This window comes from Anaerolineales bacterium (genome assembly GCA_015075725.1).
Taxonomy (GTDB): domain Bacteria; phylum Chloroflexota; class Anaerolineae; order Anaerolineales; family Villigracilaceae; genus Villigracilis.
Window position 1 is genome coordinate 3238916 of record JABTTV010000001.1, and the last position, 24965, is coordinate 3263880.

The following is a 24965-nucleotide window of genomic DNA, read 5'->3' on the forward strand; positions in this document are numbered from 1 at the left end:
TCCGTTTCCGCTTCCTACCGCTTTCCCATCTGTTTTCCCGTTCCTTTGTCTCTCAGCATCAACACTTCCGCCATGATACTGACGGCGATCTCTTCCGGCGTTTCCGCCTGCAGTTCAAGACCCATCGGCGAATGGACCTTTGCGATCAAATCATCGGCTACACCTTTTTCTTTCAGCGCTTTGACGGTGGTTGCCCAGCGGCGTTTCGAACCGATGACGCCGATATATGCCGCATCCGATTTCAGCAGACCTGGCAAACCTTGCGCATCCACGCTGGACCCGCGACTTGTCACAACCAAATAGGTTCGATTCGTGATCTTGAGCGACTCTGCCAATTTTCCCATCTCGATGGGGAGGTATTCATCCGCGCCGGGGGTTGCTTCGGGGGTACAAAATTCTTCTCGGTCGTCGCTGACGGCAACCCTGAATCCCAGCCACTTGGCGAGGTGAACGACAGCTTTCCCAACATGACCCGCGCCGATCACGACAAGGGTCGGAGCCGGAAGGATCGGTTCCACAAACACCTCCACTTGGCCGCCACAAACGCCGGGGTCTCCGCGCGATGGGTCGGACATGTTGTAGTGCAGATACCGCGGTTTCCCATCGCTCATCGCCATCCATGCTTCATCGAGGACGCGGTGTTCCAAGTCTCCGCCGCCGACGGTTCCGACGAATTTGCCATCCGGGTAAACGAGCATTTTGCTGCCCACATGACGCGGCGTGGAACCTTCGCTCTTCACCACGGTGCATAGCGCGGCGGGTTGATTCGTTCTTTCGAGTTCAGATAAGGCTTGGTAGATGGATGTCATTTAGGATTGGATGTGATCCTGAACGGAGCGAAGGGTCTCCAGGATTGTCAAGGAGATTCTTCGCTTCACATAGAATGCCATTAATTGATCTTCCCCAACGCGCGCAGGACCCGTTCCGGCGCGAATGGGAACTCGTCAATCCACACACCGGTCGCATCGTGAATCGCAGCGGCAATGGCTGGAGCCACTGGCAGGTAGGGAAGTTCGCCCATGCCTCGCGCGCCCCACGGACCGTTCGGGTCCGGCACTTCCACCAAAACAGATTCCACCTTTTCAGGAATATCGAGAATGGTCGGTAAAAGGTAGGTGCTAAATTGGTCGGTCAATACGCGCCCGTCCTTCGTCTTGAATTCTTCCATCACTGCGTAGCCGTGCGCCTGCACAATGCCGCCCTCGATCTGACTGACGACCAGGTCCGGGTTGATGGCTTTCCCAACATCGTCTGCCGAGATGATTCGTTTCACGCGTACATGCCCGGTCTCGGTATCCACCTCCACATCCACTGCTTGCGCCACATACGCATATTGAAAATTCGGCATCGAATAGCCGGTTTCCTTATCCATCGGGGTTGTCGGCGGGGCAAAGTATTGGAACTCGGCGATTGCGGGTCTTTCCTCCGCCTTCCATTTTTCCAGCGCCGCTTCCGCCGCACCTTTGACGGAGTTGCCCGCCATAAAAGTTAGACGCGACGCCGATGCCGAGCCCGGGTTTCCCTGTGTCGCCGAGTCGGAGGTCTTCATTTCGATCATGCTGATCGGCACACCGAGGATTTGAGATGCGACCTGCACCATGACGGTTTGGAAACCCTGCCCAACTTCAGCGCCCGCATGGTGGAGCACGACACGTTCCATCTCGGTATTTCCGTGTATCTCGATTTTTGCCCAGCAATTTTCCTTATAGCCGAAGGAAAAACCGACGTTCTTGAATCCCGCGGCGAATCCGCGGCCTTTCACGATTCCTTTCAATTTTTTTGCGTCCAGTGTTTTCGCTTTTCGTTTTGCCGTTCTCTTCCACTTGAATTCATCCCGCGCCGCTTCTATGCATTGGACAATGCTTGTTGGGTTCGGGGTCGGTGTGCCGACTCCGAGGGTGTCGCCGTCCCGCAAGGCGTTCTTTAAACGGAACTCCACCGGATCCATGCCAAGTTTTTCCGCGAGTTTGTTCATCTGTGTTTCTGCCATGAACAAAGCCTGCGGTGCGCCGAATCCGCGGAAAGCCGCACCGGGGATATTGTTTGTGTAAACGCCGTACACATCGGTTTTGACGTTCGGTACTGCATACGGTCCTGTGGAGGTTATGCTGGAATTACCGAGCACTTTGTTCGTTGTGTACATGTACGCGCCGCCGTCGCCGATGATCTCATTTTGAACCGCGACCAGCTTGCCGTCTTTCGTCGCGCCCCATTTGGCGCGCAGGATGACAGCATGCCGTTTGCCGTGGCCAATGATCGATTCGCGGCGCGACCATATGATCTTCACCGGTCTTTTCAATTTCATCACAGCCAACGCAAGCACGATCTGCACCGAAAGGTCTTCGCGCCCGCCGAACGCTCCGCCGATGGCAGGATAAATGACGCGCACCTGTTCCTCGGGCAAATCCAATGCGTGGGCGATTGACTTGCGGTCGGCGTGAGTCCATTGACCGGCACTTTCGACGACAATCCTTCCTTCTTCGTCGATGTAAGCCAAGCCCGCCTCCGGCTGAAGATAAGCATGTTCCTGCACCGGTGTGTGATACTCGCCTTCGACAATGACGTCCGCTTTATTGAAGCCGTCGTCTACATCCCCTTTGCGGATTTTATAATGAACGCATACGTTCGTGTCGCCCCGGTCCGGGTGGAGGAGAGGCGCATCGGGGCGCATCGCAGTGACCGGGTCCGTGAGAGGCGGGAGGTCTTCGTAATCCACTTCTATAAGCTTTATCGCTACGGCGGCTTGCGCTTCATTCTCTGCGACGACGACTGCCACCTGGTCCCCGACAAAACGGACGATGTCTGTGTATGGTTTGTCCGCGCCGGGACCGCATAATACCGGTTGGTCGGGAATCTGCAAGCCATATTCATTTACAGGCAGGTCTTTCGCTGTGTAGACCGCGACGACACCGGGCGATGCCAGCGCTTTGTCAATTCGAATATCCAGGACGCGCGCATGAGGACGCTCAGCCATCAGTACTTTCATGAATAGCATGCCTGTCATGGCACGATCGCCAGAGTATTGCGATTCGCCTGTGACCTTGCCAAGCGCATCGATGCGGTTGAGAGAAGTTCCTACTGATTCGATGGACATGGTTTATCTTTTATACGTTTTCACTTTTACATTCGGTCGCGGTGCGTCCAGGGGACCGTACCGCGAGGGACCAACCAAACGATAGATCAAGGCATAGACGAAGGACAGAACACCGCCCATCAAGGTCATGTATATGAAACTTGCCGCAACATAGGCATAGAAATTGTTGACTCGTGCGATTGGACCGAAGATGGTCATCAATCCGCTCGATCGATAAAAAATCGCTGGCAGTTCGGGTCTTCCAAGAAGTTGGTAGGGGATGGTGTATCCCTGCTCGAGAGCTATATCGATCGTCATTACTCCAGCCGCAATGGACATTGCCGGGATCACGATCATCATCACGCATCCGATCCCCCGCCATAGATAATGAGGCTGCCGTGTCCTTTCCTTGACTTTCACAAGGGCTGAACTTCTGTATTTGCTCATGATCGCCTCAATTTAAACTTTGCTCGCTTCCTCAATGGCTTGTACGATCTTGTAATAACCCGTGCAGCGACACAGGTTTCCGGTAATGGCTTGTTGAATCTCGTCACGAGTCGGATTCGGCTTTTCTTGTAGAAGTTTTGCGCCAGACATGATAAAACCGGGGATGCAATATCCACACTGCACAGCGTTGTATTCGATGAATTTTTCCTGGACCGGATTAAGTTTTTCTCCGTCGGCTAATCCTTCGATCGTCACGATCTCAGCCTGATGCGCGCGAGGCGCGGGTACGAGACAGGACATGACCGCCTGCCCATCAAGAAAGACAGTGCATGCGCCACATTCGCCTTCCGCGCAGCCTTCCTTTGTGCCGATCAACATGCCTTCCTCGCGCAATAATCGGAGCAGCGTCTTTTCGTGGCCGCCCGTGAAGGCATACTTCCTGCCGTTGATCGTAGTTTCGATTTTATTTTCCGGGAACGAAACACGTTCTTGTAATTGTCGGTGGCCATTGATGTCGGATGAAAGCAGCACGGGCTTCTTTGGCATGCCCACTTCGTGCTTCCCATCGCGGATGGCGGTCAGGCCGCGGCGGGTGATGACGCGTACCATCTCACTGCGGTAATTTGCCGAGCCGCGCACATCGTCGATTGGCTTTGCGGATTTCACCGCCAGTTCCGCAGCTTGGTCTATATTTTTTCCGTTGAGTCTCTTTCCGATGAGGAATTTTTCCGCCTTGGTCGCATGGACGATGATCGGCGTCACAGCGCCCAGTGTAATGGATGCCGACCGAACGGTCTCTCCTTTAAGATCAAGAATGATCGCCACGTTCACGAGCGAGATCGCCTGTGCACGGCGTAACGCCAATTTTACAAACGTCCCGTGTTGACTTTTTGACATCGCCGGGAAGGAAATATCCACGAGCATTTCGTCAGGTTCCATGACGGTCTTGCGCACGCCGAGATAGAATTTCTTGAACGGGACCACCCGCGCTCCCCTGACGGAGACCAGGGTCACTTTTGCGTCAAGCGCCATCAATGGAGTGATGGTGTCGTTGGCAGGCGAGGCGGTGATGACATTTCCGGCGATCGTCCCCCGGTTTCGAATCTGCGGAGCGCCTACCTCCCATGCCGCCCTTGCCAACGGATATGCCCGCGTGCGTATAAGTTTTGACGCAGCGCAATCATTGTGCGTAACAAGCGCTGCAAGGTGGATTACTTCGTCTTCGTCGATGGTGATCTGATTCAAACTGGGGATTCGGGTCACATCGATGAGTGTATCCACCCCTTTGCGTACCCCTTGCTCGAGTTCGAGGATGAGGTCAGTGGCTCCCGCCACCACCCGCGCGCGTTCGCGTTTCTCCGCGAGGACGCGAATAACCTCGTCAATGGAAGTTGCGTTAATGTAGTTGTGCCACATATTGATATCTGCAGGGGCAAGCAATAACTCGCCCCTGCTTCATGATTATTGGCTGCCTGTCACAACCTCAGACCGACGATCAAAGGTTTCCACCGCAAGGCGCGCAAGGGAGGTGATATTGCGGATAGCGGCCGGCAGGGCGGTCTCATCGCCCATGCTCGCCTCTACATTGTCGAGAGCGTTCTTGACCTGGTCGCTCAGGTCGAAGAACGCTGCATCGAACTGATAAATGGCTTCGAGTTCCTTTTCGTTGATCTTGACGGCGTCGAACAGCCCGGAATATCCGCGCGCCGCGCCGCTGATCTTATCGATGAAGGTGCGCAGGGCGAGAGACGCCTTTTCCATGTCGTCCACGGAAGTAAGCATACTTTTACTGACCATCTCCGCCTGCAGGTTGGATGCGCGACCCCAATGCTCCTCGAAGCGTCGCGCCACGGTGTCGCGAAGGAGCTTATCCGCGTCGCGGCGGTTTTGTCTTTCCACGTATCCGCTGAAACCGGGGATGTAGGATGCCAGTTTTTTGAACGGATCGATCTGACTGCTGACTTTCTCGAAAAAATCGCTCATGGGAGCCTCCTGCCAGAATATACGTGCAAGGATTCAATTCGTTTCCACCCTTCGATTATATCGTTTAATTCAAGTTATAATCAAGTTACATATTTCCCAGGAGATCATTATGTCCGACCCTGTTACACAATTACTCGACCTTGTCGGGAACAGTATTTCACTCGAAGGCGCGCAGGTGCGCGTCCTAGATGCGGGGGAGTTCCGGAAGAATGTCCGCAAGCTGGTGGAACGCTCTGCTCTCGCCTCCGACTCTACTGCGGGCTGGTCCCGTTTCCTGATTCGCAGCGCAGCCCTCGAATTGGGAATCTACCCCGCATCCATCCATGAGTTGTATATGGCTCGCGGTCGCGGCGATGCACCGATGACCTTCACAACCCCCGCCTTCAATTTGCGCGCCTTGTCCTACCATGCCGCATGCGCCATGTTCCGTGCGGCAAAGCGGATAAACGCAGGCGCATTTATCTTCGAACTCGCCCGTTCCGAAATGAGTTACACGGATCAGCGCCCTTCCGAATATGCGACGAATATCTTAGCCGCAGCCATCGCTGAAGGGTTTACCGGCCCGGTGTTCATTCAGGGCGATCATTTCCAGGTATCGGCCAAAAAGTTCAAGGCAAATCCTGAAGCGGAAATATCTGCTGTAAGGGATCTTTGCCTTGAGGCCATTGCCGCGGGGTTTTTCAATATCGACGTCGATACGTCCACGTTGGTGGATATTGGTCTGCCGACCATCCCTGAACAACAAGCTTTGAACAGCAGGTTATCCGCCGAACTCTCCGCGTACATTCGCGTTCACGAACCTGCGGGTGTCACGATCTCCATTGGCGGCGAGATCGGAGAGGTGGGCACGGAAAACTCCACGGAACCGGAACTCCGCGCATATATGGATGCCTATAACGCTGAAATGAAAAAGGTTGCGCCGGGAAAATCCGGATTGAGCAAGATCAGTGTCCTGACGGGCACCTCTCACGGGGGTACGGTCCTGCCGGATGGCTCGATAGCAGATGTCAGCATCGCATTCGATGTCTTGCGCGATCTCAGCCGTGTTGCCCGGAAGGATTATGGCATGGGCGGCACGGTCCAGCATGGCGCATCGACGGTGCCGGAGGAGAATTTCAATAAATTCGTCCAACATGAGGCGATCGAAGTGCATCTCGCCACGAACTTTGCCACAATGTTCTTCGATAATGTGCCGCCGGAATTCAAGAGAGAAATGTATGCCTGGCTCGATGTCAACTCGGCGGGAGACCGCAAACCCGGCATGACGGACGAGCAGTTCTACTATAAGACCCGCAAGAATGCCATCGGTCCCTTCAAGGCACAATCCTATGCTTTGCCCCCGGAAACGCTCGATAAATTATCCAATGCCTGGGAGGCTCAATTCGCAAAATTGTTTAATTTACTCGGGATCAAGGACACGCGCCTGCTCACGGATAAATTCATCAAGCCGGTCAAGGTTCAGCCTGTGCTTGCAAATTACGTCAAAGATGCTGTGACCGCGGAAGATGTGAGCGACTTGTCGGATTAATCTCCCTTACATGAGGGCTTCTCGCACGTTGTTTGTCGAAAACCAAGATGCCAGCCTCAGATCAAGGCATTACAACGGATCGATATATGCTCATCCCCCGCACGGCGATCTTCGTCAGACGCGGGGATGAGTATTTATTGTTAAAGGGCTCGCAAGCAAAACGTCTCTGGGCGGGGAAATACAACGGATTAGGCGGGCATGTGGAGCGTGGGGAAGATATCCTCTCTGCTGGAAGGCGTGAACTGCTTGAAGAGGCGGGTATCACAGCAGATTTATGGCTCTGCGGCATGGTGATCGTCGACGCGGGTGATGTGGGAATCTGTCTGTATGTATTGGTGGGTGAGAATCCCCAAGGCGAAATAAAAAGCTCGAATGAAGGCACGCCGGAATGGATCAGGAAGGATGCGCTGAGTCAACTGCCTGTTGTGGAAGACCTGCCGATCCTTCTGGAGCAAATCCATCACATGAAACGCGGCGCTCCGCCCTTTTCCGCGAGGTCGTTTTATAAGGATGAAATCTTGCAGGTTGATTTTGTCAAATGAAAAACGCCGCCTTGTGCGCAGCGCTGGATATTAGGGGATCTTGATCGGGTAAGAAATGATGCTCCCGCGACATTACTTCAAAAGGGATATGGTAAACGTGCTGCCTTTGCCCGGTGCGCTGTCAATATCCAGCATCCCCCGATGTTGCTGTATGACCTGGCGTGTGATCGATAGTCCAATGCCGATGCCGGAGAAAATTTCTTCGCCGCTCTTTTCAAGATGGAAGAAACGATCAAAGATGCGCGGGCGGATTGCGGGATCGATGCCGATGCCATAATCCACCACACTTACGCTGACGTGTTTTCCAAGATCTGCAAAACGGATGTCCACGGTCCCGCCTTGATGGCTGAACTTGATGGAATTGTCAATCAGACCCGTGATGGCGCGCTCCAGAGATGGTTCGTCTCCCTGGACTGGAGGAATGTTTCTGTTCCCCCGGACCTTGATGGTTACCCGGCGGTCTTTCGCCTTCTCCTTGTATTTTTCCAATACTTTTTCCACGAGTGTCACAAGGTCTACGGGTTGGAAGTCGCGCAGGACGAGCTCCTGCTCCTGAAGAAACAAAAGGTCATTTGTAAGGTTGACGATCTGGTCGATATTGCGGCTGACGATCTCCAGTGTGGATTGAAGTTGTTCGCCGGTTAACACTCCCTTCTTAAGGGTGTGCAAGTATCCGCTGGCGACCATGAGGGGCGTTCTCAATTCATGCGCAATATTGGTCAGGAATTCATTTCGCGCCATTTCCTGCTCGGCAAGTTTTTGATACGCATCTGCGATCTCCCGCGCGCGCAGACGCAGGTCTTCGATGGCGAGCTGATCGTTCGCTCTTAACCGGTTGCTGATCTCGGAAACCATGGCGGTCGCCACGCTGGGACTATGCTTAAGGACACGGTTGAACCCGTCTTTTTCCAGTTCGAGCACGACAACTGGGGTCGTCGCCTTTACGGTTGCAGCCCGCGGAGCGTTATGGATGAGCGCCATCTCACCGAAGAAATCCCCGGCGCTTAATGTCTTCAGCAGGCGCGCTTCCATGTTGTTGATTGTTTTGGTGACCTCGAATTCGCCCTCGAGGATCATGTAAAACGTGAATTCGACCGCATCCTCCTGGCATAGAATCGTCCCAGCCGGATAGGATTTGATCTGGCTGTTTACGATGATTTCCTGCACTTCATCCGGAGTGATGCCGGGGAATGCGCGCGGAATGATTTTTGCGGGGGTGCGAAGGGTGGTCATGGAATGAATTGTGGAATTTTAGCATGGGTCACCCAGCCGTCTTTCACCCATTTGGACTATTATTTTGCCCGCCGCCGCGTTTTCACATTTAGACTTGCCGGGGTGATTTTCAATTCATCTTTTCGGTCATGGATCTCGTTGCGGGCATTTTCGAACCATCCAGCGATCCGGGTATCTTTGATGGGTTTTTCAGCCTTCAGATAGCGGATAAATCCAATCACCTCGATAAGGCGCATCTCATCGAGGGAAGAAATCTCCTCCATGACTATTTTTTCAAGGCTGTTCATGGCATTCTCCTCGGTTTAGGGTGGATACATGGTGGGCAGGGTTGAAACGTCGAAGGAAGGATCGAAGGTCACATAGGAGGCGCTGACCCAACACAACGATCCGTAAATGGGGTTTTCGATAACATACCAGCCTGGCACGCTTCCAATACCCATCACATAAACTTCCTCAGTATCCGAGAGGTTGCTGATAAGCCCATATTGGCTGCCCGGACCCGCGTAGCAGGCGGTATTCCCGGAAATTTTCGGAATACTTGTCACAGCGGGTGTGGGTTCGAGAGTTGGCGTATCGGTGAAGAGGGGAATCGGCGTATCAGTGGCCGGGAGAGGGGTGGGGGTATAGGCCGCAGCCGTTTGAGTGAGCATCATCGAGGCAAGTTGGGCGGCGGTCGTTCCAATCACATCGATTGTGGGCGTTGCGTTCGATTGTTGCGGCGCGCATGATGTGGACAAAATTGCTGAAACTAGGATTACCAGATTGGGAAATAACTTTGCGCGTCTCATTTGTTGTCTCCAGGTTTGGAATTGAATTTTACCCGTCTTTTTGTTGTATCGCTGAGAATATCATGAGGGGAGTGTCTAACATCCGATACATCAGATTATGTCGTTGCGAGGAGGGTGGCAGCCCGACGCCTGTCCTGAGCCTGCCGAAGGGAAGCAATCTTCCCCTAGAATCTGAGATTGCTTTGCCCTATCGGGCTCGCAATGACATTTCTTATCTTTGTTATTGGACAATCCCATCATGAGGCTCTCCAGTATGGCTTATGCCATAATAAAATCATAAAGGCAGCCTGCCGGAGTAAGCTGCCTTTATTCATATTTCACGAGCCGTGGAATTTGTCAATTAACCACAACCACCGCCCGATTTGTCCCGTTTCAACTGCAATTGGATCTTGGCTTCAAATTCCAGTTTTTCATATTCGATCGGGTCGGGCGAGCAGGATTCATAACGGCTGCCCAAAGCTGCGGGGAAGATATAGCCCAATTCGTCGTCACCCGGATTCGGCTTGGGTTGAGCCGTGAGCGTCTTGTCATCCCTGCCGAAAAACGCAATCCAATTATTGACGCCGCCTTCGAGTATGTATACATTCGGAACGGCAGACGCTGAAAGAAATTTCCACGCCTCCACCGCTGCCGTTTCGTCGTTGCTCATCAATATGAAGACCGTGTTTGCGGGCGGCTCTGTGAGCAGAACGGGGACGACTTCCGCCAGGCGTTCGAACGGAACATTCACCGCATCTTCGATGTGGTAGAGGTTGTAATCCGCTTCGCTGCGCACATCGAGATAAACCGGATTCATCGCCTGGTTGTACTTTGCCTTGAAGGCTTCTACCGGTGTAATGAAGGCAATCCGATTTTGAAGCATTTCATCCGCAGTATATATATGGGTATTAACGATGGGGTCTGCGTCTTCCTGCAGGATCGTCTCGGTGCGAGTAAAAGCCAGGCTGGCGTAATTATCTTCGAGCGAGGGGGAACCGATGAACACGACGGCAAGCGCGGCGGCGAAAAGAACGCCTGCTCCGACCAGGCGGGATTTGGGTTCTTTGCTCAAATCCTTTTTCCCGAAGATGCGTTCGAGTTGTTCTGCACCCCAGAACATGAAGAGAGCCATTAGAACGACCAGAAGGACGATGATGCCAAGCGGCAGGTTGAAGACCTGGTCGAGGGTGACGCGCCCATAGTACCCGGAGTTGTTCCACCAATTGGTGAAGAAACGTTCGGTCTCGCCAAAAAGTAATGCGCCGGCGAAGCCGCCCAACATGAAGAACATGCCGTCGATCTTGCCGGTTGAAGCAGAGGCGAGTGACGTGGTGGGACAAAATCCGCCAATGATGAAGCCGACACCCATGATCAAACCGCCGAGGATACCCGAGGATAGGTAGGTGGGATTGACCCAAACCTGGTTGAAGTTCAAAATGCCCAAGCCGACCGCGCCGAAGAGCAGAACCATCGCAGTGACGATCGCGGTGAACATCACTTTGAGCACGGTCATTTCAGTGAAGTAGAACTGCGCCGCAAGTTTGCGCGAGTCGCCGAAACCGGACATTTCGAGTGTGTAGCCAAACGCGAAGCCGATCAATCCGAAGACGATATATGTCCAAGGGTTGGAAGCGCTGACCGCTACAAATTCAGGGAGAGGGAAGTTCATGATGGTTCTCCTTTTTTAGTTCCACAACTTGCGGACGAAATACGCCAAGCCATACGCGCCGCCAAAGATGGCGAACATCACAACCCACGAACCAGCTGAAAGCGTTGTGCCACCTGTGAGCGCCTGTCCGGAGGTGCAACCGCGAGCCATGCGCGCGCCGTAAAGGAAGATCACGCCGCCGAGGAACGCCATCAACCAGCGGGTACGGCTCGATACATTGGGACCTTTGGTGGTTTCAAATTTCAAACGTCCGTTGAACAATCCCGAGGCAAACCCGCCAATCAGCGCACCGATGTATACCGGGACGATCCAGTCATCGAGCGGATTTTTGTCTCCGCCCGCCATTTTGAGTAGATACGGAGTGCGGTCCACATGTGCAGGATCAACGGTATCGGTCACGGCGGTGACGAAGCGGCTGGTTGCTCCGGAGGAGCCCAATCCGTTGCCGGTCAGCAAGAGAGCGAGGAATAGTACGATTCCCAGGACCATCCCGCCAAAGTATGGGTGGACAAAAGGCTTGGGCGTTTTCGGGAAGAGAGGTTTTCGTGTTTGTGCGGTCATTTGTTCTCCTTGGTTAATAGTTCAAGGTTGAAGATTGCATGTTGCAGGTTGAAGAATAAGGTTGACATTGATTCTTCATTGTTCATCAATCAGATACAGGCACTTCCACCTCTTCATATCCCGTCACCATCCCGCGCATCGCCTCGAGCGGAGTTGCGCCTGTAGTGGTGAGATAGACATGCCCGACGATAAACGAAGCGAACAACCAGGCCATTAGCGTGTGCATGGGGGCGAGGAATGGCAGGCCGCCAAACCAGGTTTGGATAGCGGGAACTTTTTGAACCAGCCACATCAACATGCCGGTCAGGCCTTGCAAGGGGAGCAGGATGCCGAGCAAACCGATATATGTGACCATTTGCAAGGGATTGAACTTTCTCTGCTTCGATTTGTGGAATGGGTGCGGCTCATGCTTGAAGATACCCATGATGTAGTATTTTGCCTGCGCGATCATCTGGTCGATGAACCCATAAGGGTGCGGGATGTATTGCTGAATCTCGCCGCTGATAAAATGCCAGAGGATCGAGATCAGCGCATTGAGAGCGAGCAGTACCGCCAGCACGTTATGGATGGTGACGATATTGCGGAAGGAGAATGCGCCGAACAGGTCGGGACGGTGGATGACAAGCCCGGTCAACAGCAGGATGATGATGGCGGCGGTTTGCAGCCAGTGCCAGAAGCGTTCGTACGCTTCATACATGTAAACAGTTTTGGTTGTCACATTTGGGCGTCTGAGCTTGCGCGCTGCAAGGAAGCGGAAGGTGGCATGCCCTCCTACGCCGAAGACGGTACCGACGAAGAGCAGCGCGCCGAACCAGTCGATCCATGCGACGCGGTTGTGGCCAAAGATATATGTCTTATCGTTCTCGTTGACAGGGTTGTAAAATAACGAGCCGTTCTCATTGATGATGCTCCCTGTTGGCGTCACGTTTACGCCCTGTGAAAATTCGGGCACAACACCAGTTGGAGCTGAGTCTGCCAGCAGGATCGGGGCGGTGACTCGCGAGTTTGTGTTGTGGCAGGTGGCGCAATCGCTTGTCGCATCCTTGCTGTCCACCACATTATGGTTGATGGAATAGGGTTGAACCTGACCTTCGATACGGACATTCTTCAGTCCCAGCGCCTCGAGCTTATCTGCGATGAGGTTTTGTTTGACTTTGGTATCCAGGACAAGCTCAGCATCAGTGAGATTGCCATCGCTGTTCGCGTCGAAGGCGGAAAGCACATCGGCGGAATAATTGTTGCGGTCGAAATAAACAGTTTCCAGGTCCATTTTGCGAACCGGGCGAAGATTTCCGTTTGCGTCTTCGTATACCCAGTAGAACGAGGTGATCAAGTTGTACGGTGCGAAGAGGATTTTTCCGTCAATAATGTCCTCGCGTTGCATCAATACAGGCTGGAAGCCGGTAACGAGATCGGTCGTGGTATTCGAACCTTCGATGCCGCGGCATTCCGAACGGGCAGACCCATCCAGGCGTAATACGGTCCAGTCCATGGTGGAGAAGGCCGGAGCGTACATTTTCGGAATATGACAGGTCTCACAGGCGATGACCTGCATGTGGCGGTCATTGTATGGGAGCCAGCCTGCATGCGATTTGTTGGTGTCATGGCAGGATTCGCAGCGGCGCATGGTGCTTTTTAATTCAGGCGCGACATTGAACTGCGCGCTCACACCCCGGGCGAAATTGTGATCGGGTCTTTCTAGATATTCGCCGATCTCCAGTCGGCGCGGATCGTAAACTAGGTGATCGGGGTTATCCTCTTGAGATTCGAGCACATGCGCAGGATTATTGGGTGAAAAGTGGCAATCGGTGCATTTCAATTGACGTTGCGCGTGAATATCCCACGAGCGGGTCAGATCGGCTTTATTTGAGAGATTCATGCCCGATTCGCTGATCTTTTGGGATGCGATGACCTGACCCGTGGTCGCGGTCTGGAAATAATCCAAATCGCAGGCATTGATGGTGAGCGGAATCTCCGTCGACGCATGGACTTCACCATGACAGGCGGCGCAGTTTTCATTGGTGGGATCCTGAATTCCAAGCGATTCGTTCTTGATCTCGCCATTTTCATTGAAGACTGCGGGATTGTACGACCAGCCTTCCGTGGTTTGACTGACGATATTCAAGCCAAGCAAGGTTGCGGTGGTGACGTTGCCAAATTCGCCCGATTGAATCGCTGCCACGCGTGCTTCATTATTTGGATTTTCAAGGTGGCAAAGGAAGCAGTTCATTTCGATCGTGCCTGATTCGTTCCAATTCCAGGCAATAACATTTCCATTCTCATCGAGGATGGTGGTTTCAGGATCGTTTTTATTTGTTTTCAAGTCGGTGAGAGGCTGTCCATCACGCGATGTTTCAGCGGGTCCGCCGCCGACGACGCGCGAGCCGTTCAGCATCAACCACTCAGCAGTGCTCAGGTCGAGTCGTTCATCGTTCCCAGTTGAAAGGAATCGATAGGTGAGCGGATTCCATTCGCCAAAGAGACCATTACTTGTGTCGAAATTGGCGCTGGAGGGAGAATAATCGCTCAAACCGAGGTCGGAGTGGAAGGCATGCGATTGGATGAACCCGGTATCGTGACATTGCCCGCAGGTCTGCATGGCAGATACGGTGCCGCCGCTCTCGAGAACGCTGACGCCATCCGCATCGAGCAGGAGGAAGTCTGGGTGCAAAACCGAAGCCTGGGGTTCCGGGACAGTTGTCGGCGCGGCAAGAACCGCGTTTATTCCAAAGGCAAGTGCGACGACAAATAATCCAGCAAGTGTGATAAGAGTGTATCTTTTCATGGCTTATCTCCCGCCCCATTCAATTGGGTCGCCGGGGTAACCGAGGGATTCCCAATCCATGCGGCCGTTATCACCGTGGCAGGATTCGCATTGCAAGGCGTTCTCTGCTGGCTGCACCATGTGCGTGGATGGGTAGTACATATATGTGGTGGTAAATCCGTATTGGCCGCTGTAATCTAGACCTGTGATGGGTTCGGCGAGTTCAAAGGCGGCGTCCCAATCGAATTCGCTCCAAAAACCGCCTTCTCCCGCGGTTATCGGTGAGAGCAGGTAATTGTTCCCGGCGTCGTACGGTTGCTTGGCAATGTGCAGTTTGAAAGGGGAGACTTTGGCTGAGGGATCGTCAATGCTGCCTGCGGGTTTATTGATGTAGGTAATTCCATCCTTGCCAAGCGGATCGCCGAGCAGATAGCGGTATTCGTTGTTTCCGTTGAACCAGAGATAAGCAGGCGCGAAGTTTTTCTCATAAATGAACTCACCCTTGATCTTGAGATAGACGAAATGATCATCTTCGCGTCCTTCCTGACCAGCTTGCGACCAGTCCCAGTAAACTTTGGTTGGGTCTTCCAGCGCGAGCGCGGGGATGTGGCAGGTCTGGCAGGCAACGGATGCAAGATGGGTGTTTATACGTTCATCTTCATGTTGTTGATTTTTGTGACATTGCTCGCACGAGACTTGTTCCTGCGGGTCTATCGTGTAATTATCGGGTAGCAATCGTCCGAGGATTTGGTGATCCTTTGTCCAATGGCAGTCGGTGCATTGCAAGTTCAGCTCGCCGCCCATGTGGACATCGAGGTTGTTGGAGGGAAAATACAGGCTTTCGTCGAGATCGCCATGTTTGACGCCATTGCCGCCGCCGCCGTCGAAATGACAGGCTCCACAATTATCGCGGGTTGGCGCGCGGACACTTCTCGCCGCGGCGAGCAGGTCAATGCCTTCGGCGGGATTGCCGTATTCACCTTTGGCGTAAGCGCCCATGTCGGCATGACAAGCGAGGCAGTCGACGTTCTCGGGATTAGCCTGTTGATCTTCGCGCCCTTTTTCCCAACCGTAGCCTACATGGCAGGTGTTGCAGCGAATTTCATTTCCCTGGGAACCTATGCAAAAGTTATTTATCTGATTGGCTTTGCCGATGGTGGCAGGTTCGTCGCGCCAGGGAACATCGAATTCCTTCGATTCCCAAGTCCAGTGAGTGGTAACCATTACCTGTGTGGCGGCATCTTCATGACATTCGAGGCAGGCGCGGGTAACGTCCTGCCCGGTTTTGAAGTCACCCTGAACGATATCGGTGTGGTCCACATGGATTGGTTTTTCGGGGAGATACGCTGCAGGGTCATTCTTGGTTTGTGTGCGGGGCAGGAAGTACAAGACCGGGACGAGAATCAGCAAAAGAATGCCGACCAGTCCCAGTGTCCAAGAAGGGAGGCGAAGATTTTTCATACATTCTCCTGAATGTTTTCGTTGATCAGGTTGGATTGATACGCAAGCCGGTCGCGCATGATACTGCGCATCAAATCCAGCGCCTGGATGAGTCTGTTATCGCTCAGGTGATAGGTGATGGTTGTCCCGCTGCGTACGGCGGTCACCAGGCCGCGCTCGCGCAAAACCTTGAGGTGGCGCGACGCAGTGGGCTGGTTCAAGCCAAGGTCGCCTGAAAGCTCTGTTACATTGTGGGCTCCCTCATTCAGGGCGTACAAGATGAGCAGCCGGTTTGGATCGGAGAGCGCCGCGCAAAAATTTGCTTCGAGCTGGGTGATTTCCTGTTTGAGAGTGGGGGTTACCATGCTCACCTTCCTATATACATATAAACGAATATTTACAACAGCATCATAATATTGTGACAGTTTGTACAATAGTGAGATGTGTCATATTAAGTTTCGTTTAATGTCACAAAAAGATTGTATAATTTTGAGGAACTTAGTAAAATTTGACCCAAGGTATTGGAGGCGATTATGGAATCATTTCAGCGGGATGCTATTTCTGTGGATGTGTCTTCCCGGTTGCGCGAACTCCGTGAGGCGCGCGGCATTTCGATGCGCACACTTGCCGCTCGAAGCGGGCTTTCTGCAAATGCGTTATCGATGATCGAGCGGGGAAAAACGTCACCCTCGGTGAGCACGTTGTACAAGCTGGCAAGCGCTCTGGGGATTTCGATCACTGCTTTTTTCAGCACTGAGAACGAAAAAAAACAGGTGGTTTTCTTGAAGGGCGATGAACGTACGCGTCTGTCTTTCACTCGCGGCGTGTTCGAAGCCTTGGGCGGCGAAAATTTCGTGGGGCGTGTGGAACCGTTCATGCTGACGATGGAAAGCGGCGCCTCTTGCGGTCCCCACGATATTGTCCATACCGGACATGAATTCGTCTTTTGTTTGCGGGGAAAACTGGATTACACAGTCGAAAGGCAGACGTACCGCCTCGAAGCGGGGGACAGCCTGCTCTTCGCGTCCAGGCTTCGTCATCGCTGGAAGAATCCCTCCAACACCGTCACGAACGCGCTGATCATCATCTCGGGCTTTGCCGAGGGTGAAGAACCCCATGCAATGCACTGGAAGAAATAATAGGATGGAAAAAGAAACATAATTAACCCCGAAATTAATTTGGGACGCGGACGAGCGCAGATTTACGCGGAAAAGGGATTAATAATCCGCGTTTTCAGCGTTTATCAGCGTCCCATTTGTTCTTAAAAACGAACTCACCCGCGAAACCTTAATTTCGGGGTGAGTCATGTTCGACTATTAAACCACCTGACTAGCCATCCATCGAATTATTACGCGTACATTCCCCAATCAAGCGCGGAGGGATCTTCCATCATGGAGAAATCCCACATGTCCATTCCCATTTCCACCGTGACCGGCATGTTCAGCCCTTCCGTGGCTTTGGCTTTGGTCATCTCGATCATGGCAGGTCCGTAAGGGCAGAAAGGCGTGGTCAGGATCATCTTGAGGCGAGCCATGCCATTCTCAATTTCAATATTGCGCACCAGCCCGAGCTGGATGATGTTCATACCGATTTCAGGGTCCACGACCTCCGAAAGGCTTGCGCGCGCGGGTTTGACCAGATCAGGATGAGTGGTGTGGATGGTCCATTGGATTTCGTTCACTTGAGATTCGCTCATAAAAACCTCTTCGTTATTTTGTTTTACCGACGGGCTGAACCACATAGGTGCAATGCGACCCGCCGCTGAGAATACATTGCACCTTGTTTGCCGGGAGAGCCAGCATCTTGGAGATCAGAGTCTGATCCACCGTGCAGACTTCCGGGTGCGTCACACCGATCTGGTAGTAGGGACATGAGATCTCGTGGATCTGGTATTGCCCGTTTTTCTTCTCCCATTCCACGGTGAATCCTTCCTGGGCCAGCATTTCCTTGACGAGGTCGAGACGCTCTTCCATACTCAAGCCCTTGATGTCTTTCGCATATTCGCTTACAAGGTCTTCAGCGATCTGCCCGAACAACTTGTTGACCATTGGTCCGGGAATGGATTCCTTCATTTGCGAAATCAACCGGGTGGTGAGACTCAAATACCGGGTGGGGAAGCGCTCCATCCCTTCGCTCGTCAACAAATAGACCAGGCGCGGACGTCCAACCCCGTGCCGTTCCTCCTGCGATTCGACCAGACCTTCCATTTGAAGGTTGTTCAAATGGTGGCGGACAGAGATGGGGTTGATCCCAACCGCCTCTGCCAGGTCATTGATCGTGGATTTGGGCTTTTTAAGCAGGGTTTGTAAAATCTTGTCTCGCGTGGATTTCATGGATGGCAGTATATCAGTAGCCCCACCTCCTGTCAATATACTAGAAAATTATCATAAATATTTGACAATTCCCCCCAGCCCTGCTATAATGCCGCCGACTTAAATTAAAAACGCCAGATTTGGCTTAATTTGTACCGTAGATGTGGTAATTTTCAGGAGTACCAGAATGTCGCAGTTAGAGATCAAGGATTTGCACGTCAGCATCGATGATAAGGAAATTCTGAAGGGTCTGTCCCTGACCCTAAAACAGGGAGAAATCCACGCCATCATGGGTCCGAACGGGACGGGGAAGTCCACGTTGGCATACACGTTGATGGGTCACCCCAATTACACCGTCACCGGCGGGGAAGTGCTCTTGGACGGCAGGAACGTCCTCGAAATGGAACCCGATGAGCGCTCGCGCGCAGGTATTTTTCTCGCTTTTCAATATCCGGTCGCCATTCCCGGCGTGACCGTGGCGAATTTCCTGCGCTCCGCGATCAACTCCCGCCGCCGCGCTAATGATCCCGAAGACAAGGGCATGCCAATTCCCGAATTCCGCAAGATGCTAAAAGAAAAGATGGACATGCTCAAGATGGATCATAACTTTGCCGGTCGTTACCTCAACGACGGTTTCTCCGGCGGTGAGAAGAAACGCGCGGAGATTCTTCAAATGGCGACCCTCAAACCGAGATTCGCAATTCTGGATGAAACAGATTCAGGTCTGGATATCGATGCGCTGCGCGTCGTAGCGGATGGAGTCAACGCTCTTTCCGGACCCGAACTTGGTGTGCTCGTCATCACGCATTATCAACGCCTGTTGAACTATATCAAACCGCAGTTCGTGCATGTGATGATGGGCGGGCGAATCGTCGAATCCGGCGGACCCGACCTTGCACTGCACCTAGAGGAGCACGGCTACGACTGGCTGCGCGAAAAGACCGCTGAAGAAACCGCCTAACGTAAGGCATTGCGAGCCCGCGTCCTGGCAAGCAATCCTCCACATTTATAGGAATGTACAATGTCTGACGATACCAAGATTCTCGATGAGATCGGCGAATACAAATACGGCTTTCACGACCGCGACGACTACTACACCTTCAAGTCCCGAAAAGGGCTGGACCGTGAAGTGGTGGAACAGATCTCGCGGATGAAGGGCGAGCCGCAGTGGATGCTCGACTTCCGTCTCAAGGCTCTCGATCATTTCCTTAAACGACCCATGCCCAATTGGGGTCCTTCACTCAAAGAATTAAATCTTGATGATATCTACTACTACGTCAAGCCGACCGAAAAGCAGGAAAAATCCTGGGATGATGTTCCCGACGACATCAAGCGCACCTTCGATAAGCTCGGCGTGCCCGAAGCGGAGCGAAAATTCCTGGCGGGTTTGGGTGCTCAGTACGAGTCCGAAATGGTGTATCACTCCATTCAGGAACATCTCGAAAAACAAGGCGTGATCTTCCTTTCCATCGAAGATGGTTTACGCAAACATCCCGATTTGTTCCGCGAATATTTCGGCACCGTAATTCCCATCGAAGATAATAAATTTGCAGCGCTCAACTCTGCCGTTTGGTCTGGCGGTTCGTTCGTGTACGTGCCCAAGGGCGTTAAGGTCGACCTGCCCTTGCAGGCGTACTTCCGCCTCAATACCGCCAATGTTGGTCAATTCGAGCGGACTCTTATCATTGTTGATGAAGGCGCTTCGGTTCACTACGTGGAAGGCTGCACAGCTCCACAATACACCACCGACTCGTTCCACTCCGGCGTGATCGAGATCATCGTCAAGAAAGGCGCACGTTCTCGTTACTCGACCATTCAGAACTGGTCGACCAACGTCTACAACCTTGTAACCCAGCGAGCCAAGGTCTTCGAGAACGCCACTCACGAATGGGTGGATGCCAACCTCGGCTCCAAGGTCACCATGAAATATCCGTCCTGCTACCTGATGGAACCCGGCGCGCATGGCGAGATGCTTTCGATGGCGTTTGCCAGCGTAGGTCAAATTCAAGATGCCGGCTCCAAGATGGTTCACTTCGCGCCCAATACCACCAGCAAGATCACATCCAAGTCCATATCCAAGGGCGGCGGGCGCGCTTCCTATCGCGGCTTGCTCAAAGTGTATAAAGGCGCGAAGGGCGTCAAGTCCAACGTCGTTTGTGATGCGTTGTTGCTCGATCCCAAATCCCGCTCCGATACCTATCCTTACATCGAGATCGACGAAGACGATGTGACCATCGGTCACGAAGCCTCGGTCAGCAAAGTGGGCGAGGAGCAGCTTTTCTATCTGATGAGCCGCGGTCTCAGTGAAGAAGAAGCCACCACCATGGTGGTCTCCGGTTTCATCGAACCGCTTGTTAAAGAACTCCCGATGGAATACGCAGTCGAAATGAATCGACTCATCCAGCTGCAAATGGAAGGATCGATCGGCTAACATGCAAGAGAAACCAAAAGTAACCGTATCACGAGGACGACGCGCGGATACTGCCGCCAAAGAATTTAGATTTACTCAGGCAGATGTCCCCACCGCGAACGGACTCGCTTCATTCCGGGCCGGGGCTTGGGACTCCTTCCAGAAGCTTTCCCTCCCCATAGCCACCGACGAAGCCTGGCGCCGCACCGACTTGCGTCTCCTGCCAGCGCCGGATTTCAAACTTCCCAAAGCAGGGGCATTCGAAGACCTGCCTGTTGTTCCCGAAGAATTGCTCAAGCCATTGACAGGCGAGCAGCACGGCGGGCAGATAACTCTGCTCCCCGGCGGCTCCAACGTGGAATTGGATAAGACCCTTGCCAAAAAAGGTGTGGTCTTCACCGACTTCCGCACCGCAGAAAAGAATCACTCCGACCTGCTCAAAAAACTGATCGGTCAGATCGTCAAGCCGGAAGACGGCAAATTTGCCGCACTGGCATCGGCACTTTCTGAGAATGGTGTTTTGCTCTACGTTCCAAAAGGCGTGGAGGTGGAATATCCACTTCACTCCGTGCTGTGGGGACCGGGAACTGACCTCGCTCATTTCTCACATCTCATTGTTTACATAGAAGATGGCGCTTCAGTGACCTACGTCCATGAAGCGGCTTCACCCGATGAAACCGGACATGCCATCCATGCAGGCATTGTCGAAATTTATGTTGGCAAGGATGCCAACCTACGGTTTGTGGAATTGCAATCCTGGGGCCGGCATGTGTGGAACTTCTCGCACGAGCGTGCCCGTGTGGAACGCGGCGGCAACCTCGATTGGATCTTTGGCGCTGTCGGCTCGCGACTGACCAAGAACTTCTCCGATCTTGATCTGGCTGGCGAGGGCGCCCAGGGGCGTATGTCTGGCTTCTACTTTACGGATGGAACCCAGCACCTCGATCATGATACCCAGCAGAATCATCTTGCTCCGCACTGCACGAGCGATTTACTATTCAAAGGCGCGTTGAAAGGAAAAAGCCGTTCTGTCTGGCAGGGAATGATCTACGTTGCCCCCGGCGCGCAAAAGACCGACGGCTATCAGGCCAACCGCAACCTTGTTCTCGACGACCAGGCGCGCGCGGACTCTATTCCGGGTCTCGAAATTCTTGCTGACGATGTGCGTTGCACACACGGCGCGACTGTTGGTAAACTGGAGCAGGAGCCTCTTTTCTATTTGAAGTCTCGCGGCATTCCCCAAAAGGAAGCGGAGCGTCTCGTGGTGGAGGGATTCTTCGATCCCATCATGCAGCGCATCCCATTTGAAGGTGTTCGCGAACGATTTCAGCAGGCGATCGAAAAAAAATTGTCCGGGTAGGTTTTGAAGTAGAGCCTGCCGGGTTTCCTGCAGGTGAGTTGTCAGCGTGGGGTACGGCCGGATGGTGGCGGCAGTTCCCCTGTCAAAATGAGGCGGAGGGCGTCTCGAGTTCATAATCAGGATGTGAGTGATGGTTGTAAAATCCAAAACGAAAACAAAGAGAAAAATCAAAGCGGCGGTCAAGGTTAAATCGCCTGCCAGGAAAAAGTTGACGAAACCGGTGGCGGGAAAAAAACCGCAGATCAAAAGAACGCAGGCGAAAACCAAGGCGATCCGGAAGGCAGCGTCAAAAACCGCGTTGAAGACGAAGGCATCGGTTAAGAAGTCCGCTCTGGCAGGGTCCTTCAAAGCGCCTTCTCGCAGACGATCCTCCTTCAGCGATACACCTGTCGAAGTTACGCGGTCCATAAATCTGACGAATCAAATTCGCCAGCCTGTTAAACCTGTTTTGCGCAGGTCGTCGGTCAACGTCGGCTCGCCCAATTCGAACGTATTCAATTTCATGAAAGCCCCGCGTCCCGAATATGCATTCGAAGTGGGCGATGGGGTGGACGTGTTCTGCGATCACGAAAAGGGACGCGAACGCGTGCGCGGCTGGATAAAGGGGATTGTGGTTCAGGTGGATAACAAGATGGTTGCGGTGCAGTTCCGTTCGAATGTTTTTCTTACCGACGGCTGGATGGTGCCTGACCGCATCCTTTGGTATCCGCTGAATTCGGAACACATCCGCCCGGCTTCGACAGGCAAGAAACCCGCCGTGAAGAAGGAAATCATCCCGGATTATTAGTGCGTTTGCAGGTTTAGTGCCGCGAACGCTTATCCCTTTCATGTCCATTAATGTAGATCAGATTCGGAAAGACTTTCCCATCCTCGAACGCGAAACGGCTAACGGCAGGCGCGTGATCTATCTCGATTCGACGGCGACATCGCAGAAGCCGCTCGAGGTGATCGAAGCGATGAACGATTACTACCGTCGGTCGAACGCGAACATCCATCGCGGTGTGCATACGCTTGCCGAGGAAGCGACGGCACTGTATGAAAACGCGCGTGAACGTATCGCCCGATTCATCAATGCAGCCTCTTCCCGTGAGGTTGTCTACACCCGTAATACGACGGAATCAATTAATCTTGTTGCTTATTCCTGGGCTCGTGCGAATCTGAAATCCGGTGACCTTGTGATTCTGACGGAGATGGAGCATCACAGCAACCTCGTCCCGTGGCATATGCTTCAAATGGAGCGCGGAATCGAACTAGAGTTCATCCCTGTGACCGAAGACGGCCTGCTTGACCTGGATGCTTACAAATCGCTTCTAGAACGGAATCCAAAACTGGTCTCATTCACGCACATGTCCAACGTGTTGGGGACGATCAACTCTGCGGCGGAGATCATCCATCTGGCTCATTCGGCAGGCGCATTAACCCTCGTGGATGGGGCGCAGTCCGTTCCTCATCTTTCTGTGGATGTCCAGGCTCTGGATGCAGATTTTTATGCTTTTTCGGCGCACAAAATGTGCGGTCCCACGGGGATCGGTGTCTTGTACGGCAAATCCGCTTTGTTGGAGGGAATGCCGCCGTTTTTGGGCGGCGGCGATATGATCAAGGAAGTAAAACTGAGGTCCTTTCGCGCGAACACGCTTCCGCACAAGTTCGAGGCGGGCACACCTGCGATTGCAGAGGCTGTCGGTTTTGGCGCTGCGGTGGATTATCTGACGAAAGTGGGCATGGATGATATTGCGGCACATGAGCACGAGATCGCTGAATATGCTCTGGAACGTCTCGAAGAGGTTCCCGGCGTGAAGGTCTTCGGTCCTACTGCGGATAAGAAAGGCGGCGTTACCGCGTTTACGCTTGCGGGGGTTCATCCGCATGATGTAGCGCAGATCCTGGATCAGGATGGGATCGCCGTTCGTGCAGGTCATCATTGCGCCCAGCCATTGCATGAAAAATTCGGCATTCCCGCCACAAGCCGCGCATCCTTCTACTTGTATTCCACAAAGGAAGAAGTGGATTTACTGATAAAAGGTTTGTATAAAGTAAAGGAAATTTTCGGGTAAACGACCAATGGACGACCTCTATCGTGAAGTCATCATCGAGCATTACAAGAACCCATCGTATCGAGGCAAACTTGATCCGCACGATATTTCCTTTGCGGATAATAACCCTCTTTGTGGCGATCATATCCAGATCGATCTGCGGGTGAATCCAGAAGGCATTGTCACCGAGGCGATGTTCGACGGGCACGGCTGTGCCATCTCTCAGGCCTCCGCCGACCTGTTGATGGAATCGATCATCGGGAAACCGCTGGAAGAAGTGAAGGAACTGAATCGACAGGACATTCTTAACATGCTGGGGATAGACCTGGGTCCCGTCCGCTTGAAATGTGCGCTGCTTTCCTTGAAAGTCTTGAAGGCCGGCGTATATGGTTTGGGTGAAGCGAGTGACTCGCTGGTGGAATAACCTGTTTTTCGTTCTGGCGGCTGTTCTCCTCCCCGCTTGCAAACCGGACTTGGGTGAACCTTTAGGTAAAATATGCACATTGGCGGGCTGCGTCGGCGGGATTTCCATCGATATTACAGGCATATCTCTGACGAATGGATATAAAGTAAACCTGATTTTCCCAAATGGGGAATTGATGGCCATGGTATGTGATGAGTCTTCCGAAGATGGCTTTGAAAAATCGTGTCACGGATCCGGCGCATTTTTTGCCCTCCCTTCTGATGTTGAACCGCCGGTGACTGTTACTATCGAAATCATCGCAAATGGCGTAACCCACCGGCAGGAGTTTGTCCCTGCCTACGAAAAATTCCAACCTAATGGTGAGGATTGTCCTCCCGTTTGTTACAACTCCACTTTGGCTTTTCAGGTGACAAAATAAC

Annotated in this window: 25 protein-coding genes; 10 read left to right on the plus strand and 15 right to left on the minus strand. The window is 53.0% G+C overall.

The annotated features are described in order from the left end of the window. Positions 1 to 14: 14 nt before the first annotated feature. The 5 genes from HS100_15590 to HS100_15610 form a co-directional block, all read right to left on the minus strand. Entirely contained in the window at positions 15 to 809 is a 795-nt protein-coding gene (locus HS100_15590) for an XdhC family protein (protein ID MBE7435337.1), read from the minus strand. Between the two features lie 80 nt (positions 810 to 889). Beyond that, a complete protein-coding gene (locus tag HS100_15595; protein MBE7435338.1) occupies positions 890 to 3088 on the minus strand; it encodes a xanthine dehydrogenase family protein in 2199 nt (732 codons plus the stop codon). A 9-nt stretch (positions 3089 to 3097) separates the two neighbouring features. Further along, positions 3098 to 3520 (minus strand): hypothetical protein, encoded by a 423-nt coding sequence (locus HS100_15600; protein MBE7435339.1) that lies wholly within the window; start codon positions 3518 to 3520, stop codon positions 3098 to 3100. Positions 3521 to 3532: 12 nt separating this feature from the next. Continuing rightward, the gene (locus HS100_15605) at positions 3533 to 4936 is read right to left on the minus strand and encodes an FAD binding domain-containing protein (GenBank protein MBE7435340.1); all 1404 of its coding nucleotides are present in this window, start codon (positions 4934 to 4936) and stop codon (positions 3533 to 3535) included. Positions 4937 to 4981: 45 nt separating this feature from the next. Next, the gene (locus HS100_15610; protein MBE7435341.1) at positions 4982 to 5503 is read right to left on the minus strand and encodes a hypothetical protein; all 522 of its coding nucleotides are present in this window, start codon (positions 5501 to 5503) and stop codon (positions 4982 to 4984) included. 109 nt (positions 5504 to 5612) lie between these two features. Between HS100_15610 and HS100_15615 the strand changes: the two genes are divergently transcribed. Both HS100_15615 and HS100_15620 read left to right on the plus strand, forming a co-directional pair. After that, complete coding sequence (locus tag HS100_15615) at positions 5613 to 7031, plus strand: class II fructose-bisphosphate aldolase (protein ID MBE7435342.1); 1419 nt, start codon at positions 5613 to 5615, stop codon at positions 7029 to 7031. Between the two features lie 47 nt (positions 7032 to 7078). After that, on the plus strand, positions 7079 to 7573 hold the full coding sequence (locus HS100_15620) for an NUDIX domain-containing protein (GenBank protein MBE7435343.1): 495 nt from the start codon (positions 7079 to 7081) through the stop codon (positions 7571 to 7573). Between the two features lie 72 nt (positions 7574 to 7645). Here HS100_15620 and HS100_15625 read toward each other — a convergent pair whose 3' ends face one another. From HS100_15625 to HS100_15660, 8 genes are all read right to left on the minus strand, one after another. After that, a complete protein-coding gene (locus HS100_15625; GenBank protein MBE7435344.1) occupies positions 7646 to 8806 on the minus strand; it encodes a cyclic nucleotide-binding domain-containing protein in 1161 nt (386 codons plus the stop codon). A gap of 59 nt (positions 8807 to 8865) precedes the next feature. Beyond that, on the minus strand, positions 8866 to 9093 hold the full coding sequence (locus tag HS100_15630; GenBank protein ID MBE7435345.1) for a hypothetical protein: 228 nt from the start codon (positions 9091 to 9093) through the stop codon (positions 8866 to 8868). A 15-nt stretch (positions 9094 to 9108) separates the two neighbouring features. Beyond that, positions 9109 to 9594: a hypothetical protein gene (locus HS100_15635; GenBank protein MBE7435346.1), complete on the minus strand. Its 486-nt coding sequence runs from the start codon at positions 9592 to 9594 to the stop codon at positions 9109 to 9111. Between the two features lie 340 nt (positions 9595 to 9934). Then, positions 9935 to 11242 (minus strand): YeeE/YedE family protein, encoded by a 1308-nt coding sequence (locus HS100_15640; protein ID MBE7435347.1) that lies wholly within the window; start codon positions 11240 to 11242, stop codon positions 9935 to 9937. A 15-nt stretch (positions 11243 to 11257) separates the two neighbouring features. After that, complete coding sequence (locus HS100_15645; protein ID MBE7435348.1) at positions 11258 to 11803, minus strand: YeeE/YedE family protein; 546 nt, start codon at positions 11801 to 11803, stop codon at positions 11258 to 11260. A gap of 85 nt (positions 11804 to 11888) precedes the next feature. Then, positions 11889 to 14588, minus strand: a complete 2700-nt coding sequence (locus HS100_15650; protein ID MBE7435349.1) for a cytochrome b/b6 domain-containing protein — start codon at positions 14586 to 14588, stop codon at positions 11889 to 11891. A gap of 3 nt (positions 14589 to 14591) precedes the next feature. Next, positions 14592 to 16028 carry a tetrathionate reductase family octaheme c-type cytochrome gene (locus tag HS100_15655; protein MBE7435350.1) on the minus strand — a complete coding sequence of 479 codons (1437 nt, stop codon included), beginning with the start codon at positions 16026 to 16028 and terminating at the stop codon, positions 14592 to 14594. After that, a complete protein-coding gene (locus HS100_15660; protein MBE7435351.1) occupies positions 16025 to 16372 on the minus strand; it encodes a winged helix-turn-helix transcriptional regulator in 348 nt (115 codons plus the stop codon). The genes HS100_15655 and HS100_15660 overlap by 4 nt, the downstream gene beginning before the upstream one ends. Before the next feature lie 168 nt (positions 16373 to 16540). Here HS100_15660 and HS100_15665 point away from each other — a divergent pair, with 168 nt between their 5' ends. Beyond that, positions 16541 to 17146: a helix-turn-helix domain-containing protein gene (locus HS100_15665; GenBank protein MBE7435352.1), complete on the plus strand. Its 606-nt coding sequence runs from the start codon at positions 16541 to 16543 to the stop codon at positions 17144 to 17146. 209 nt (positions 17147 to 17355) lie between these two features. On the opposite strand, the gene HS100_15670 is transcribed toward HS100_15665, so the two are convergent. Then, positions 17356 to 17703 (minus strand): DUF59 domain-containing protein, encoded by a 348-nt coding sequence (locus HS100_15670; GenBank protein MBE7435353.1) that lies wholly within the window; start codon positions 17701 to 17703, stop codon positions 17356 to 17358. 13 nt (positions 17704 to 17716) lie between these two features. Beyond that, a complete protein-coding gene (locus HS100_15675; GenBank protein MBE7435354.1) occupies positions 17717 to 18340 on the minus strand; it encodes a winged helix-turn-helix transcriptional regulator in 624 nt (207 codons plus the stop codon). A 166-nt stretch (positions 18341 to 18506) separates the two neighbouring features. Here HS100_15675 and sufC point away from each other — a divergent pair, with 166 nt between their 5' ends. The 7 genes from sufC to HS100_15710 all read left to right on the plus strand — a co-directional run bounded on the left by sufC (position 18507) and on the right by HS100_15710 (position 24964). Next, complete coding sequence (sufC, locus tag HS100_15680; GenBank protein MBE7435355.1) at positions 18507 to 19280, plus strand: Fe-S cluster assembly ATPase SufC; 774 nt, start codon at positions 18507 to 18509, stop codon at positions 19278 to 19280. Between the two features lie 60 nt (positions 19281 to 19340). Then, positions 19341 to 20750, plus strand: a complete 1410-nt coding sequence (sufB, locus tag HS100_15685) for a Fe-S cluster assembly protein SufB (GenBank protein ID MBE7435356.1) — start codon at positions 19341 to 19343, stop codon at positions 20748 to 20750. Position 20751: 1 nt separating this feature from the next. After that, on the plus strand, positions 20752 to 22089 hold the full coding sequence (gene sufD, locus HS100_15690) for a Fe-S cluster assembly protein SufD (GenBank protein MBE7435357.1): 1338 nt from the start codon (positions 20752 to 20754) through the stop codon (positions 22087 to 22089). A gap of 130 nt (positions 22090 to 22219) precedes the next feature. Then, positions 22220 to 22876, plus strand: a complete 657-nt coding sequence (locus HS100_15695; protein MBE7435358.1) for a hypothetical protein — start codon at positions 22220 to 22222, stop codon at positions 22874 to 22876. 46 nt (positions 22877 to 22922) lie between these two features. Next, positions 22923 to 24143, plus strand: a complete 1221-nt coding sequence (locus HS100_15700; GenBank protein ID MBE7435359.1) for a cysteine desulfurase — start codon at positions 22923 to 22925, stop codon at positions 24141 to 24143. Positions 24144 to 24150: 7 nt separating this feature from the next. Then, positions 24151 to 24546 carry an SUF system NifU family Fe-S cluster assembly protein gene (locus HS100_15705; protein ID MBE7435360.1) on the plus strand — a complete coding sequence of 132 codons (396 nt, stop codon included), beginning with the start codon at positions 24151 to 24153 and terminating at the stop codon, positions 24544 to 24546. After that, complete coding sequence (locus HS100_15710) at positions 24527 to 24964, plus strand: hypothetical protein (GenBank protein ID MBE7435361.1); 438 nt, start codon at positions 24527 to 24529, stop codon at positions 24962 to 24964. Before HS100_15705 ends, HS100_15710 begins: the two co-directional genes overlap by 20 nt. Position 24965 lies beyond the last annotated feature (1 nt).